The organism is Brevundimonas nasdae (assembly GCF_016654005.1).
Classification (GTDB): domain Bacteria; phylum Pseudomonadota; class Alphaproteobacteria; order Caulobacterales; family Caulobacteraceae; genus Brevundimonas; species Brevundimonas nasdae.
On record NZ_JAEPWN010000009.1, the window covers coordinates 179,876 to 194,088 of the forward strand.

General features: G+C 64.6%; 13 protein-coding genes and 3 tRNA genes. 3 read left to right on the forward strand and 13 right to left on the reverse strand.

All coding sequences use genetic code 11. From position 1 onward, the window contains the following. Positions 1-30: 30 nt before the first annotated feature. The 9 genes from secE to JKF87_RS14285 all read right to left on the reverse strand — a co-directional run bounded on the left by secE (position 31) and on the right by JKF87_RS14285 (position 7,659). Entirely contained in the window at positions 31-348 is a 318-nt protein-coding gene (gene secE, locus JKF87_RS14250) for a preprotein translocase subunit SecE (RefSeq protein ID WP_201100556.1), read from the reverse strand. A 70-nt stretch (positions 349-418) separates the two neighbouring features. Further along, positions 419-494 (reverse strand) — tRNA-Trp (locus JKF87_RS14255). Between the two features lie 95 nt (positions 495-589). Further along, on the reverse strand, positions 590-1,924 hold the full coding sequence (locus JKF87_RS14260; protein WP_201100557.1) for a hemolysin family protein: 1,335 nt from the start codon (positions 1,922-1,924) through the stop codon (positions 590-592). A 95-nt stretch (positions 1,925-2,019) separates the two neighbouring features. Beyond that, a complete protein-coding gene (locus tag JKF87_RS18535) occupies positions 2,020-2,154 on the reverse strand; it encodes a hypothetical protein (protein WP_275945262.1) in 135 nt (44 codons plus the stop codon). Between the two features lie 98 nt (positions 2,155-2,252). Continuing rightward, entirely contained in the window at positions 2,253-3,818 is a 1,566-nt protein-coding gene (locus tag JKF87_RS14265; RefSeq protein ID WP_201100558.1) for a PAS domain-containing hybrid sensor histidine kinase/response regulator, read from the reverse strand. A 122-nt stretch (positions 3,819-3,940) separates the two neighbouring features. Further along, entirely contained in the window at positions 3,941-5,962 is a 2,022-nt protein-coding gene (locus tag JKF87_RS14270) for a DUF3857 domain-containing protein (protein WP_201100559.1), read from the reverse strand. Between the two features lie 215 nt (positions 5,963-6,177). After that, complete coding sequence (gene tuf, locus JKF87_RS14275; protein WP_201100531.1) at positions 6,178-7,368, reverse strand: elongation factor Tu; 1,191 nt, start codon at positions 7,366-7,368, stop codon at positions 6,178-6,180. A 52-nt stretch (positions 7,369-7,420) separates the two neighbouring features. Then, positions 7,421-7,494, reverse strand: a tRNA-Gly gene (locus JKF87_RS14280). 81 nt (positions 7,495-7,575) lie between these two features. Continuing rightward, positions 7,576-7,659 (reverse strand) — tRNA-Tyr (locus JKF87_RS14285). Between the two features lie 148 nt (positions 7,660-7,807). On the opposite strand from JKF87_RS14285, the gene rlmB reads away from it, so the two are divergent. The 3 genes from rlmB to JKF87_RS14300 are packed head-to-tail and all read left to right on the forward strand — an operon-like array spanning position 7,808 to position 9,889. Then, on the forward strand, positions 7,808-8,692 hold the full coding sequence (gene rlmB, locus JKF87_RS14290) for a 23S rRNA (guanosine(2251)-2'-O)-methyltransferase RlmB (protein WP_201100560.1): 885 nt from the start codon (positions 7,808-7,810) through the stop codon (positions 8,690-8,692). Between the two features lie 31 nt (positions 8,693-8,723). Continuing rightward, entirely contained in the window at positions 8,724-9,548 is an 825-nt protein-coding gene (locus tag JKF87_RS14295; protein WP_236261391.1) for a TerC family protein, read from the forward strand. Beyond that, positions 9,545-9,889: a rhodanese-like domain-containing protein gene (locus JKF87_RS14300; RefSeq protein ID WP_201100561.1), complete on the forward strand. Its 345-nt coding sequence runs from the start codon at positions 9,545-9,547 to the stop codon at positions 9,887-9,889. Before JKF87_RS14295 ends, JKF87_RS14300 begins: the two co-directional genes overlap by 4 nt. Positions 9,890-9,983: 94 nt before the next feature. Here the strand turns inward: JKF87_RS14300 and metG are convergent, their stop codons facing one another. The 4 genes from metG to JKF87_RS14320 form a co-directional block, all read right to left on the reverse strand. Further along, entirely contained in the window at positions 9,984-11,690 is a 1,707-nt protein-coding gene (gene metG / locus JKF87_RS14305) for a methionine--tRNA ligase (protein WP_201100562.1), read from the reverse strand. Positions 11,691-11,848: 158 nt separating this feature from the next. Then, the gene (locus tag JKF87_RS14310; RefSeq protein WP_201100563.1) at positions 11,849-12,517 is read right to left on the reverse strand and encodes a hypothetical protein; all 669 of its coding nucleotides are present in this window, start codon (positions 12,515-12,517) and stop codon (positions 11,849-11,851) included. 24 nt (positions 12,518-12,541) lie between these two features. Continuing rightward, complete coding sequence (locus JKF87_RS14315) at positions 12,542-13,066, reverse strand: hypothetical protein (protein WP_201100564.1); 525 nt, start codon at positions 13,064-13,066, stop codon at positions 12,542-12,544. Between the two features lie 164 nt (positions 13,067-13,230). Further along, positions 13,231-14,094, reverse strand: coding sequence for an MATE family efflux transporter (locus JKF87_RS14320; protein ID WP_236261392.1), 864 nt, complete (start codon positions 14,092-14,094; stop codon positions 13,231-13,233). Positions 14,095-14,213: the final 119 nt, after the last annotated feature.

Genomic DNA, 14,213 nt, shown 5'->3' on the forward strand with positions numbered 1-14,213 from the left:
ACGGTTCTTTATCCTTACGAACGCGGCGTCTTACGAGCCGAGGCCGATGATCCAACGGAAGGCGAAGCCAAGGCCGGTGTCGACGATCCAGAAGAAGATCGCAGCAATGATGACCATGATGAAGACCATCACCGAGGTGATCCAGGTCTCCTTGCGGCTGGGCCATACGATCTTGCGGCCTTCGGCGCGCACCTGACCGATGAACTGAGGCACGCTCGGGCGCGGCTTCTTGGGTTCGGGCGAATCAACCGTGATCGCGGCGCCCGCAGCGCCAGCCTGAGCCTTGGCGCCGACTTGGGGCTTCGCGTTGGCCTGGGGCCGCTTGCCTGGGGATTTGGCCTTGGCCATCAGCTGCTCTTCAAACAATTGTTCCTGTCGCCCCAGATGGGAAGTCCCACCCGGAAGCGACAGGGGTGATTGGCAGGAGTTGGGGGACTCGAACCCACGACCCCCGGTTTTGGAGACCGGTGCTCTACCAGCTGAGCTAAACTCCTAGACAACCGCACCAACCTTCCGGTCCGCGCGTTCGCCAGAGGGGGGCGTATGCCCGACACCGCCCGGTATTTCAAGGGCGTTCTGGCTTCATCCCCTACTCTTCTAGATGCGCCGCTATGGCGGCCTTCTCATCCTGGGCTTTCACCAGTTCCTTGAAGATCAATTTGTCGATGCGTCGATCGTCCATATCGACGACCTCGACCTCGAATCGACCGACCTGAAGAATCTCGCCCTCATCCGGCACGCGCGAGATCTGATGCAGAATCAGTCCGGCGACCGTGTGGAAGCCTTCATGCTCGCCGAAGTCCTCGCCCAGGGTGTCGGCCAGGTCGTCCAGGTCCGTCTGGCCGTCCACCAGCCAGCTGCCGTCGGCGCGCTGGTGCATCCAGGCCTGTTCTTCGTCATGGCCTTCGTTGAAGTCGCCCGCGATCATCTCCAGCAGGTCCGTCGCGGTGACCACGCCTTCAAAGGCGCCGAACTCATCGACCAGGAAGGCCATGTGGACCTTCGACCCCTTCAGGATCTCCAGCGCCTTCAACACCGAGGTCGACTGCGGGATGAAGGCTGGCTCCTGAACCAGAGGCTCGACATCGAACCTGCCGTCGGTCAGCAGGGCGTCCAGCAGATCCTTCTTGTGGACCACGCCCAACGGATTATCGACGTCGCTCTCACGCGCCACAACGATGCGGGAATAGGGGCAGGTGCGGATTTCCTCGCGCAGCACTTCCTCGGGGTCGTCCAGCGCAATCCAGAAGACGTCATGGCGGGGCGTCATGGCCACCCGCACGGGGCGGTCGCCCAGACGCAGGATCTCCTCGATCATCACCTGTTCTTCCGGCTCGATCAGACCCGCGGACGTGCCCTCGGCCAGAATCGTCGCCACCTCTTCCTGCGTCACATCCGAACCGTCGCGGTCCTTGACGCCCAGCAGTTTCAGAATGCCCGAGGTCGAGGCCGTCAGCAGGATGACGAACGGCTTCAGCACAACCGCCAGGCTGGAGATCGGTCCCGCCATCTTGGACGCCACCGTCTCGGGGAAGATCAGCGCCAGGCGCTTGGGCACCAGTTCGCCGATGATCAGCGACACATAGGTGATGCACACGACCACCAGGGCGGTTGCGAAGAATTCGGTGTAGGCGGCCAGCGCCGGGAAGGCGTGCTCCAATATCCGGTCCAGTTCGCCCGCTATGGTCGCCTGACCATAGGCGCCTGCCAGAATGCCGATCAGGGTGATGCCCACCTGAACCGCCGACAGGAATTGCGTGGGCTCTTCGGACAGTTTCAAGGCGGCCCGCGCGCCCCGATCCCCTCTTTCCGCCCTCGCCTGGAGCTTCGACCTCCGCGACGAGACGACCGCCAATTCGGTCATGGCGAACAGGCCGTTGAGCACCACAAGGAGCAGAACGACGGCAATAGCGATGAGTAACATCTAAGGGGTGTGGGGACCAACGCGGCGCGACAGACGGCGTCCGCAGAACAATATTAGGGCAGGAACGGGTTTTACGCCACGATTTCCTTTCAGCCTCACCCCGTGCGCCCCGCCTCGATCGAGCCATAGGCGCCGGACACGGGGCGTCCGTTCGCATCATGCTGGCTGGCGCAGGCGCTCATGCCCAGCAGAGTGCCGATGAACAGGCCGATGTGAACCGCGCGGCGCATGGTTGCCAAATCCTTAACATTCGTCAGTGGAATGTAGGGACCTGTTCCCGGTTCCGCGCAATATCACTCGCGCAGAAAGCGATTATGCAGCCTGGTCTTCAGACCGCTTCGGCCATCGCGGCCTCGGACTGGGCCATGCCGTAAGACAGGCCGTCCAACAGGGTCTGCAAGGTCACCGGCTTGACCACCAGTCCATCGCAGCCCGCCTCCGCCGCCAGCCGGTGATGCGCCTCGGTCGTATTGGCCGTCACCATCACGACCGGCGTGCGGCGGCGATGATGGGTCCGCTCCAGGGCGCGGATCGCCCGGGTCGCCGCGATCCCGTCCATGACCGGCATCTGCATGTCCATCAGCACCACATCGAAGGCCTCGGCCTCGAACCGTTCGACGCCTTCGCGTCCGTCATTGGCGATGGCGATCTGGGCGCCCAGCGGCTCCAGCAGGCAGCGCACCACCATCTGGTTCGGCACATTGTCCTCGACCACCAGCACCCTCAGCGCCTCGGCGTCTGCGGCCTCGACCTCAACCACCTCCGGCGGCTCCGCCAGGACCCGCCTGACCGGCAGCCGCACCCGGAAGCTGCTGCCCTGCCCTCGGGTCGAATCCATAGCAATCTCGCCGCCCATCAGTTCAGCCAGCGTCTTGCAGATGGGCAGGCCCAGCCCCGTTCCGCCAAATCGGCGCGAAATCTCTTCGTGAACCTGCACAAAGGGCACGAACAGATCGGCGGCGAGCGTCTCGTCAAACCCGATGCCGGTGTCGCTGACGCTGATCCCCAGCGTCTCGCCCCCGTCTGCGTCAGGCGTCACATCCATCTCGACCCTGACGACGCCCGCATCAGTGAACTTCACAGCATTCGAGGCCAGGGTCTCCACGATCTGGGCCACGCGCGCGCCGTCCCCGACGAACCGCCCCTCGACGCCCGCGCCCAGCGTCAGGCCGAACGCCAGCCCCTTGGCCTCAGCCGTCGCCCTGTGAGGCGCCATCGCGGCCTCGACCGCCTCATGCAGATCATAGGGGGCGGACCTCAGGCTGAACTGGCCCGAGCGCATTTTGGACAGGTCCAGCATGTCCTCCAGCTGGCGGCTCAGCGTCAGGCCCGACTGGCGAATGACCTCCAGCATCTCGGCCTGACGCGCCGTCAGATCCGTCTGCTCCAGCGCCGACGCCAGCCCCAGCACGGCGTTCAGCGGCGTGCGGATTTCATGACTGATGTTGGCGTAGAACAGGTCCCGCGCCTCGCTGGCCTGCTCGACCCGCGCCTTGGCGATCTCCAGGTCCTTCAGCGCCTGGATATGGGCCGTCACCTCAAAGCGGATGGCGGTGTAGAACTCCGGCAGGCCGTTGGCGTCCATCGTCGGGATGATGGTCGTGTCGACCCAATAGTCTTCGCCGTTCCGGTTGCGGTTGCAGATGGTCCCGCGCCACACCCCGCCTGCCCCGACCACCTTGAACATGGCCTCAAAAAAGCTGCGCGGGTGATGCCCCCCGTTCACGACCCGGTGGGTCTTGCCGATCAGCTCTTCCTGCGAATATCCGCTGACGTCGACAAACTTCTGATTGCAGTAAACAATCCGCCCGCCCCGATCCGTGATGGCGACAATCGCAGCCTGATCCAGCGCTGCAGACAATCGCGCGCGAGCCGGCCAGTCGACATCACTCATCACTCACCTCAAGCCACGCAGACAGGGGCCGATTCGGACAACCCGCTAAAGCCAAGCTTGTGGATGAACATAGTGAAAAAATTAAAAACACGCGTCTGAACGTCGCTCCTGAAGCTCGCGTCTCATGCGCCAGGCGCAGCCACCCGCAACAGAATCAACAGCAACACAATGGCGCCGACCACGGCCCAGCTACGCCATGTCGTCTGACCCTTGGCGTCACCCGTCAGTCTTCCCCGTCGCGTGTCCAGCACGAAGCTGATGCCATTATTAGCTCGCATTCGACGTTGGAAGGCGAAATAGCTCCTCACCTCAGAGGCGGCGACGATGCTGCGTTCGACATCGACCTCGACGATGTTTCGCCCACGCTTGGGGTCCAGCCACTCGAACTGGGAACGCCCTGTGACGCCCGGTCCGCTCAACGCCAGATTCCACGGCGTGATCTGCGGTTTTATCGGGAAGTTCAGCACCCGTTCGACGCGCACAATGCGCGACGTGCCTATGTGAATCGGCTGCTCACGTCGCGGTCGCTCGCTGCCCACCAAGGTCGGTCCCACTACATCGTCCAGTGATTCGAACTTCACCCCTGCATCACCGCCCTCATTCACGGCGAACGGCTTGCTGACGCTGTAGTGTTCGATCAGCGCGATCTCGTTGGCTGCAGTGTCGTCGGCCCAGGTCAGCGGCTCCACCTCCAACACTTCGCCGTAGGTGCGCTCCAGGCCCTCCCGCATCCGTCGGCTGACGCTGGGAAAGCCCTCGTTCTCGCCCCAGCGACGCATGTCGTCGGCGCGCCAACTGCGATAGATGGTCCGCAGCTTCAGTTCCGCTGGATCGGCGGCGTTACGCCCGAACGTCCACTCCTCGAAGGTTTCGCATACGATCTGCCGCTCCACCTCCCTGATCTGCTCCAGACGCGCCTCAACCCGCAACGGCAGGGCCCACCCCGGCCGCGCCTGGGTCAGGCGGGACAGCCTGCCCGCCTGCGGCGCCATCGTCGGGTCCAGCCACCAGACTTTGCCCTCCGCCTCGGCCCGCACGACGCAGTGATCAAAGGCTGTTGCGTGCGGCATGGCCTCATTCAGCCCCGCCCCTGTCGCCGTATTCACCAGCGCAGGACACGCCTCCAGACCAAGGCGCTGCAGCACGACAGTCAGCAACCGCGACGCGTCCTTGCAGTCGCCGTACCGACTGTCCCAAATCTCCCTGATGGCGCGCGGCCTGAATCCGCCTGCCCCCATCCCGACGGAGTGATACCGCAACAGGCGCTGGACGAACCTCAGCGCCTCCGCCGCCCTCTCGCCTGCGGTGGCGAAACTTACGGCCAGTTGGTCGATCTCACCGGTCAGAGCCTGTGGCAGTTCTGCCGGGGCCAGATAATGATCTCGGAACAGGGCGGCGACCTCGTCCCATGACATCCGATCAGCGATATGGATCTCGGAATGAGCGATCCACCAGGCGGGAGTATCGTTGTCGTAGATCAGCGCCGGGATGTCTTGCTGACGCCAACGCCATTGCCGAACTCCGGCCTCCAGCGTCTCCTCCACAGACGGCGCAGCCCCGTGCGTCCGCCAGACCAGTGCGCGGTCTTGCGGCGCTCGCACACGGAAATCCGCCTCAACCAGATGAGCGGCCCATTGCAGTTGCTGGCGGCGGCTGAACCGTCCGCCCAATGCCGGATTAGCGCCGATGATGGAGAAAGCCGTCTCGACAATGTCGCCGACCCGGACATCCGGGATAATCATGTGGGCGGTCAGACGACCGTCGTACATTGCCCGTTCCAGGTTCAGTTCGCGTCGCAGCAGTTCGAACGCCGCCGGGCTGGCCGCCTCCCGCCGCTCTCCATCCCGAAGGACGCTGGCGGTGTGGATCACCAACCGCTCATGCGCCGGATCGAAGACGATCTCGAAACTGGCAGTGGGCTGCAGACCGTCACTGCCCGTGACCTGCTGCACCAACCGCGTCCGATACACCTGCGCCGGTTCGCTCAGATCAATCAGCGTCTCTGACAGGATGTAGCAGACGCCCCGCTCTGTCAGGGCGAAGGCGTCTCGCCCGCTCATGTCTATGTCGCGCGACGCAAACTCCGTCGGCGCAGGCGCGAAACTCAGCTTCGCCTCGCCCGCACCTTCCCCCTCAAATGCCATCTGCAATCCCCCTGCAGGGTAACTATGGCGTGTTTTCGTTCAAAGCAAAATGTCCTAAATCTGGCCTATGGCCAAACCGTTACGCCAGTCATTCCAGCGATCTATGCGGTGACGGGACTTGCGGCTAGAACCCAGCCCCCACAGCAAAACGGCCCCCGGATTTCTCCGGGGGCCGCTCTGTACGCTACTGTTCGGCCCGGGGGCCGGATCTTCGATTACTCGACGATCTTGGCCACGACGCCGGCGCCGACGGTGCGGCCGCCTTCACGGATGGCGAAGCGCAGGCCCTGGTCCATCGCGATCGGCGTGATCAGCTCGACGTTCAGCTCGGCGTTGTCGCCCGGCATGATCATCTCAACGCCTTCCTTCAGCTGCACGATGCCGGTCACGTCCGTCGTGCGGAAGTAGAACTGCGGGCGGTAGTTCGTGAAGAACGGCGTGTGACGGCCGCCTTCTTCCTTGGTCAGGATGTAGGCTTCAGCCACGAACTTGGTGTGCGGCGTGATGGAGCCCGGCTTGCAAAGCACCTGGCCGCGCTCGACGTCTTCACGCTTGGTGCCGCGCAGCAGAACGCCGACGTTGTCACCCGCTTGACCTTGGTCCAGCAGCTTGCGGAACATTTCAACGCCCGTGCAGGTCGTCTTCTGGACCGGACGGATGCCGACGATCTCGACTTCTTCACCGACCTTGACGATGCCCTTCTCGACGCGGCCCGTGACCACGGTGCCGCGGCCCGAGATCGAGAACACGTCTTCCACCGGCATCAGGAACGGCAGGTCCACCGGACGTTCCGGCTGCGGGATGTAGGCGTCGACCGTCTCCATCAGCTTGATGACTTGCTGTTCGCCGATTTCCGGGTTCACGCCGTCGGTTGCAGCCTTGGCCGAACCCTTGGTGACCGGAATGTCGTCGCCCGGGAACTGGTACGAGCTCAGCAGCTCGCGCACTTCCATCTCGACCAGCTCAAGCAGCTCTTCGTCGTCGACCAGGTCGACCTTGTTCATGAAGACCACCAGAGCCGGCACGCCGACCTGACGGGCCAGCAGGATGTGCTCGCGGGTCTGCGGCATCGGGCCGTCAGCGGCCGAAACCACCAGGATCGCGCCGTCCATCTGCGCCGCGCCCGTGATCATGTTCTTCACGTAGTCGGCGTGGCCGGGGCAGTCGACGTGCGCATAGTGACGGTTGGCCGTCTCATATTCCACGTGCGACGTGTTGATCGTGATGCCGCGGGCCTTTTCTTCCGGCGCAGCGTCGATGTCGGCGTAGTTCATCGCCTTGCCGCCGCCAGCCTTCGCCAGCGTCATCGTGATCGCAGCCGTCAGCGTCGTCTTGCCGTGGTCAACGTGGCCGATCGTGCCGATGTTGCAGTGCGGCTTCGTGCGTTCGAACTTTTCCTTGGCCATGGCCAAACTCCTGATGGCCCGGGTTGAGGGGCGCGATGCTGATCTAAAAACCTGGAGCGGGTAGACGGGATCGAACCGACATCCTCAGCTTGGAAGGCTGCTGCACTACCATTGTGCTATACCCGCGCGGAGACTGCGGAAGTTCCGGGGAACGCCGCAGCCGATACCTCTCCGGCGCCGTGATCCGTCGTGTTCTTCAAAGGCGCGTGGTGGGGGAAGAAGGACTCGAACCTTCGAAGCTTTCGCAGGGGATTTACAGTCCCCCCCCTTTGCCACTCGGGACATTCCCCCAGCGCGCCTTGTTGAACCGCCGGACCCTTGATCCACCCCTAAAATAAGCGGGATGAAACAAAAGCCTTCGGCTTGTCGCCTCCTCTGCAGTAGAGGGGGCGCCCAGACCCGAAAGCCCGTGGGGCTCCAAATCGGAGGGCGTCTTATAGTGTCGTCGAAATCAGAACGCAACGACCGTAAAAGCGGTAAAAAACAATCTTTCACAGGGAGGATATCCGCCCCTCGTGAAAGGGGCGAAAAGCCCGCCACGCAAGGGTTTCAGGGGCGTGCCGACACGCCCCGCCCGCCCCGTTCGGGGGATCGTGGCAGGGCGGACGCCGATAATTTTCTTTGGGGCCGCCATCCGGTTCTGGCCGCTTTGGCGAATCCCGCCCGTCGCGGGACAGGTCGTCTTCTGGCCACGCCCGAGCGCGCCGCCGAGATCGAGGACGGCAAACTGGCGCACGGCCACAAGATCGAGACCGTCGATATCCAGACCTTGACCCGGATGCTGCCTGCCGGCGCCGTCCACCAGGGCCTGGCGTTCAAGGTCCAGCCGCTGGAAGGCGTGTCGCTGGAAGACCTGGCCGAACCGGCTGAAGGCGTCATCGTCATGCTGGACCAGCTGACTGACCCCCAGAACGTCGGCGCCATCTTCCGCTCGGCCCTGGCCTTCGGCGCACGGGGAATCATCGTGCAGGACCGTCACGCTCCGGCGCTGGCGGGCGCCCTGGCCAAGGCCGCCGTCGGCGCCACTGAACGCCTGCCCCATGCGCGGGTGACGAATCTGTCGCGCGCACTGGAACGTCTGGCCGATCTGGGTTGGCGCGCCGTCGGTCTGGACGGGTCGGGCGAGCAGACGCTGGAGCAGGCGCTGGACCGCCAGCCCACTGTTCTGGTCATGGGGTCCGAGGGCGACGGCATCCGTCGTCTGGTCGCCGAGCACTGCGATGTGCTGGCGAAAATCCCCATGCCCGGCGGGTTCGAGAGCCTGAACGTCTCCAACGCCGCGGCCGTGGCCCTGTATGAGGCGGCCCGCGCGCAACGCGGCTGACAGAACGCCGCACCGGGCGTAGAGAGCGGTCATGGATTTCCTCTCCTCTCCCGAACTCGCCAGCCAGGCCACGGCTCTGGGCCAGGTCGTCTTGATGGATCTGGTCCTGGCGGGCGACAACGCCGTCGCCGTGGGCCTGGCCGCCGCAGCCCTGCCTCAGGAGCAGCGCAAGAAGGCGATTCTGATCGGCCTGGCCGCCGCCGTGGTCATGCGAATCGGTTTCGCCCTGATCACCGTCCAGCTTCTGGCCCTTGTCGGCCTGTTGCTGGCGGGCGGCCTGCTGCTGCTTTGGGTCTGCTGGAAGATGTGGCGCGAGCTGCGCGAACAGGCCACCCACGATCAGGCCGAGGCGGAGGCAGAGCTTCAGCTGGCGCTCAGCATCGAACACGGCACCGGCCCCTCGCCCGAGGAGCTGGGCGTGAAGCGCAAATCCTTCGGCGCCGCCCTGCTCCAGATCATGATCGCCGACATCACCATGTCGCTGGACAATGTGCTGGCCGTCGCGGGCGCCGCACACGAACACCCGTGGATCATGGTCTTCGGCCTGGTTCTGTCCATCGGCCTGATGGGCGTCGCCGCCACCTACATCGCCAAGCTGCTGCATCGCTTCAACTGGATCGGCTACATCGGCCTGATCGTGGTCCTGTATGTGGCCCTGCACATGATATGGGACGGCGCGCGTCAGGTGATCGTCCGCACAGGCCATATGGAGCAGTTCAACGCCGCCGCCCCGGCTTTCCTCGACATCAGCCCTGAAGAAGCCGCCAAGCACATGCGTCACAAGGGGGCGTCGCCTGATTCGGCCCCGCCGCCCGTCGACCTGCCCCCGCCCCCCGCACCGGAGCCCACCGCATGACCGTCGCCACCGTCACCGCCGAAGAAGCCGCCGCCTGGCTGCAGTCGAATCAAGCCGTGCTGATCGATGTGCGTGAACCCGACGAATATGTAGCCGCCCACATCGACGGCGCGGTCCTGGCGCCGCTCAGCCAGATGCCCGCCGCCTGGGAAGCGTTGGACCTGCCCGCCGACAAGAAGATCATCGTCATGTGCCTGAAGGGCGGCCGCAGCCATCAGGTCTGCGCCTTCGTCGGCCCAACGGCGACGGCCGGTCAGCCCCTGTTCAACCTGACCGGCGGCATCCAGGCCTGGCACGCCGCCGGCCTGCCCATCATCTTCGCCGAAGAAACCGGGGCCTGAACACCGCTCCGACAATCCGGGCCTGAAACGAAAAAGGGGCGCAGTCTGACTGACCAGACTGCGCCCCTTGCAATTCAGGCGGTCAGTCCGCCGATCAGTTTTCCGCGCCGCCGAAGCGTTCGGACCATTCCGCCACCTGGGCGTCCTCGATCTTGGTGAACAGCACGCCCTGCGGCGCGACCTTCTGGCCGACCGTCAGCCTGTTCAGCAGGTCGGCGTCGGCGGCGGGCCAGCTGAGGTCCGTCTCTCCGACAGAGGCCGCAATGGTCGGGGCGGTGAACGGCAGGATCGGCGCCGCCAGACGCGCGAACAGGGCCACCAGATTCAGGCCGGTGCGCACGCCGACCGCCGCCCGGTCGCGGTCGGTCTTCAGCGCGGTCCAGGGCGCGGCTTCCTGCAGGTATTCGTTGCCCAGCACCCAGGCGGCGCGCACGGCGGCCGCTGCCTTGCGGAACTCCATCGCCTCGAACTGTTCGGTCGCCTCGGCCAGGGCCGCACGCAGGTCGGCCTCCAGCTTGGCTTCCAGCGGCCCGGCCTCGCCGCCCTCGGGCACGACGCCGTCGAACTTGGATTCGGCGAACTTGACGATGCGGTTGACGAAATTGCCCAGCACGTCGGCCAGGTCCTTGTTGATCGCCCCCTGGAACTGCTCCCAGGTGAAGGCCGCGTCCGAATGCTCGGGACCATAGGCCGTCAGATACCAGCGCCAGTAATCGGCGGGCAGCAGCTCCAGCGCCTGATCCATGAAGACCCCGCGCTTCATCGAGGTCGAGAACTTGCCGCCGTACCAGTTCAGCCAGTTGAAGGCCTTGATCTGGTCGACCGTCTTCCACGGCTCCTTGGAGCCCAGAATGGTGGCGGGGAAGCTGACCGAGTGGAAGGCCACATTGTCCTTGCCCATGACCTCGACATAGCGGACGTCCTCAGCGCCCTTGTCCAGCCGCCACCAGGATTCCCAGTCGCCGCCGTTGGCCTGGGCCCATTCTTCGGTAGCGCCGATATATTCGATGGGCGCGTCGAACCAGACATAGAAGACCTTGCCCTCCATGCCCGGACGGGGCCCGCCGTCAGGGCCGACCACCGGCACGCCCCACGACAGGTCGCGGGTGATGCCCCGGTCGATCAGACCCTCTTCCAGATGCTTGTGGGCGATGGACTTGGCCAGGGTCTGCCAGTCCGTGCGGCTGTTCACCCAGGCGCGGATTTCCGGCTCGATCTTGGTCTGCAGCAGATAAAGGTGGCGCGTGTCGCGCACCTCCAGATTCCGCGAGCCCGACACCGACGAATAGGGATTCAGCAGGTCGGTCGGGTCCAGCAGACGCCCGCAGTTGTCGCACTGGTCGCCGCGCGCCTTCTCATACCCGCAGTGCGGGCAGGTTCCCTCAACATAGCGGTCGGGCAGGAAGCGGGCGTCGTCGATCGAATAGATCATCCGGTCGACCCGTTCCTCGATCAGGCCGTTCTGCTCCAGAACCTTGGCGAAATGCTGGGTCAGACGCTTGTTCGGCTCATTCGACGACCGTCCGAAATGGTCAAAGCTGAGGCCGAACGCCTCGGCGGCCTTCTTCTGGACCTCATGCTGCTCGTCGCAATAGGTCCGCACGTCCTGCCCGGCGGCGGCGGCGGCCAGCTCCGCCGGGGTGCCATGCTCATCCGTGGCGCAGATGAACAGGACCTCGGTCCCCTGCCCGCGCTTGAACCGCGCCCAGACGTCGGCGGGCAACATCGACCCGGCCAGATTCCCAAGGTGCTTGATGCCGTTGATGTAGGGCAGCGCCGAGGTGATGAGGATGCGGGCCATGGTCGTCCAGTCGTTCGGGGAAGCCGTCGGATATAGTGCGACGAATCCGAAACGTCACCTTTGACTTGCCGAAGGGATCGCCCTGACGCCTCCGCCCCACTGTACCGCCACAGTCGCGCGCGTCATGCGTCACATCCAGACTATCTTCCGGTGCAGGCTCAAATCATCGCAACCGGCGCCGCAATCACCAAAAGATAGGCTGTAGCCCGCACGACGGCCCACAACGCGATCAACGCGGCCTTGGGACGCGACGTCGCCAGCTTTCGACTGAACCAGACCGTCTGCACCGACAGGAACCAGACCGCCCCGCCTGTCATCACGACCAGTCCCGCGACATTGGGCAGGTCAGGTCGCTGCAGGATCGCTCCACCCAGAGAGATGAAGACGGCGCATGGGGCCGCTAGATAACACTGGGCATAGAAGGGCGGCTGAAGGGCCTGACGACTGATCTGCTTGCCCTGTCGGTGCAGAAGACTTGTGGCCGCCACAAGCGGAATGAGGCTGAACATCAACGACCGAAACAGCGCCAGATTCTCCTGCGAGTCGAGAATGGTCCTCGACATCTCCGACGCCCCTTCCGGCCGCGGCACATGGGCCGCCATCGCAATCACATTGGTCAGCACGATTGTGATCAACAGCAGAAGCGGCGGGCTCAAGGCATCGTCGTACCGACGCTCTTCAGGCCCGCTCTGCTCCCTGTCGGAGTAGTCCATCGTCGCCAGCGGACGGCGAATTATTCGCCACATGGTCAGCGGATAGAAGACCAACCAGCTCGTCGCCTCGAAGATGAAGTCCTCAAAGCTGCGCAGGATCTTCATGAAGTCCATTGGGCAGCCTCCCTACTTCCGTTTTCAGCCCCGGGTGACTGTCAGGGAGAAGTCGCCGTTCTCGCCCCGGCGCGCCATCGCACGCGGTTGATAGGGAGCGATGACATAGGTTGTGTCGCGGTCCGCCTTGAGCGAGGCTGTCGCCCCATCCGTCTCCCCTCGATGAAGGGCGGCCCCGCTCTGATCGGCGGCGTCGCTGATGTTGATGTAGAGGTTGGTGTTGGACGGAGCGAATTCGACGGTCAGGGTCTGCCCCTTGGCCACCGGCACGGCGTACACCGGCGCTGCATAGCCTCGCACCACGCCCTGAACGGTCTGTGCTCCGACCTGCGCGAAGTTCAGCACTTCCAGCTTGCTGTCGCCCTGAACGAAACGCTGAGCATTCGTCGTGTCGACGTTGGGAAGCACGACCGCTTTCGATTCAGGTGCGGGCGCCGCTTCAGACGGTGCGGACGGGGGCTTCGCCGCCTGCGGTTCGCTGCAGGCGGCGCACAGCAGCGCCCCTGCAAACAATGAAACGCCAGACAGACCAAAGGTGGTTTTCAACATGGCGGGCTTTCCAGTCTCGATTTCAGGATGCGCGTTCGCGACGCTAACACCCTTGCACCGAAAGCCGCCACACGTTCTGCGCGCCAGCCGACCGACCGGAGAACGTCAAGCTCAACCGTGGTGAAGGTTGGATTGGGAAGGAAACGAATTCCCATCCCTCCCCCTTACCCCGCCGTCTTCACCATCGGCGCCCGCCGCGCCACGCGCAGGAATCGTCCTGTCAGCAGCACGCCGGAGATCAGGCTGGCGACGATCACTGACCAGACCAGGCCATCGACGCCCATCCGGTGCGCCAGCCACCAGCCCAGCGGGATCATGATGATGCCATAGGACAGCAGGTGCATCAGCGTGGGCCAGACCACGTCGCCCGCCGCGCGGTTGGCCTGGGCGGCCACCACCTGCTGGGCGTCGGCGACGAAGAACAGAGTCGCCAGAACCAGAGCGGGCGCAGCGATGGCCAGGATGGCGGGGTCGGTCGTATAGGCGCTGACCACCGGCCGCGCGGCCAGCCACAGGCCGATGGCGATGACGAAGGCCAGAACCGTCACCACCCCGATGCCCAACAGGCCGCTGCGCATCACGCCCGCCCTGTCCCCTGCGCCATAGGCGCGCCCGACCAGCACCGCCGTCGCCGACGACAGGCCCATCGGCACCATGAAGACGATGGCGGACACATTGATGACCACCGCCCAGCTGGCCGTCTCAGCCGCACCCAGCTGTCCGGCGAACAGGGTCATGGCCGCGAAGGCGCCGACCTCGATGAAGTTCGACGATCCCGCGCCGATGCCGACGCGGATCTGTTCGACCTCGACCGAGCGGTCGCGCTTAGGCTTGGCGAACAGGCCCCAGGCCCGCGCCTCCGGCAGGCGCAGGATGAAGATGACCAGGAAAATCGCCAGCGCCGTGCGCGCCCCGAACGTCGCCCAGGCCGAGGCCATCGCCCCATGCAGGCCGATGCCCAGCATGTCCGGCACCAGCACGATGTTCAGCGCCAGGTTGACCGCATTGGCCACCCACATGGCGACCATGCCCGCCTTGGGTCTGTGCAGGCCCTCTAGGCTCAGGACCCATTGATGTGAGGCGCGCGATCTGATTCAGGCTCCTGAGGAGTCTGGATCATGAGTGACCTGTATTGGCTGACGGACGA

What these genes read in the sequence shown, in the direction of transcription:
- JKF87_RS14295 (WP_236261391.1), top strand. Translation starts at nt 8,724, where the DNA reads ATGGATTTCCTCTCCTCTCCCGAACTCGCCAGCCAGGCCACGGCTCTG.
- JKF87_RS14260 (WP_201100557.1), bottom strand. Translation starts at nt 1,924, where the DNA reads ATGTTACTCATCGCTATTGCCGTCGTTCTGCTCCTTGTGGTGCTCAAC.
- JKF87_RS14320 (WP_236261392.1), bottom strand. Translation starts at nt 14,094, where the DNA reads ATGGTCGCCATGTGGGTGGCCAATGCGGTCAACCTGGCGCTGAACATC.
- JKF87_RS14300 (WP_201100561.1), top strand. Translation starts at nt 9,545, where the DNA reads ATGACCGTCGCCACCGTCACCGCCGAAGAAGCCGCCGCCTGGCTGCAG.
- JKF87_RS14310 (WP_201100563.1), bottom strand. Translation starts at nt 12,517, where the DNA reads ATGGACTTCATGAAGATCCTGCGCAGCTTTGAGGACTTCATCTTCGAG.
- JKF87_RS14315 (WP_201100564.1), bottom strand. Translation starts at nt 13,066, where the DNA reads ATGTTGAAAACCACCTTTGGTCTGTCTGGCGTTTCATTGTTTGCAGGG.
- JKF87_RS14270 (WP_201100559.1), bottom strand. Translation starts at nt 5,962, where the DNA reads ATGGCATTTGAGGGGGAAGGTGCGGGCGAGGCGAAGCTGAGTTTCGCG.
- JKF87_RS14265 (WP_201100558.1), bottom strand. Translation starts at nt 3,818, where the DNA reads ATGAGTGATGTCGACTGGCCGGCTCGCGCGCGATTGTCTGCAGCGCTG.
- secE (WP_201100556.1), bottom strand. Translation starts at nt 348, where the DNA reads ATGGCCAAGGCCAAATCCCCAGGCAAGCGGCCCCAGGCCAACGCGAAG.
- JKF87_RS18535 (WP_275945262.1), bottom strand. Translation starts at nt 2,154, where the DNA reads ATGCGCCGCGCGGTTCACATCGGCCTGTTCATCGGCACTCTGCTGGGC.
- metG (WP_201100562.1), bottom strand. Translation starts at nt 11,690, where the DNA reads ATGGCCCGCATCCTCATCACCTCGGCGCTGCCCTACATCAACGGCATC.
- tuf (WP_201100531.1), bottom strand. Translation starts at nt 7,368, where the DNA reads ATGGCCAAGGAAAAGTTCGAACGCACGAAGCCGCACTGCAACATCGGC.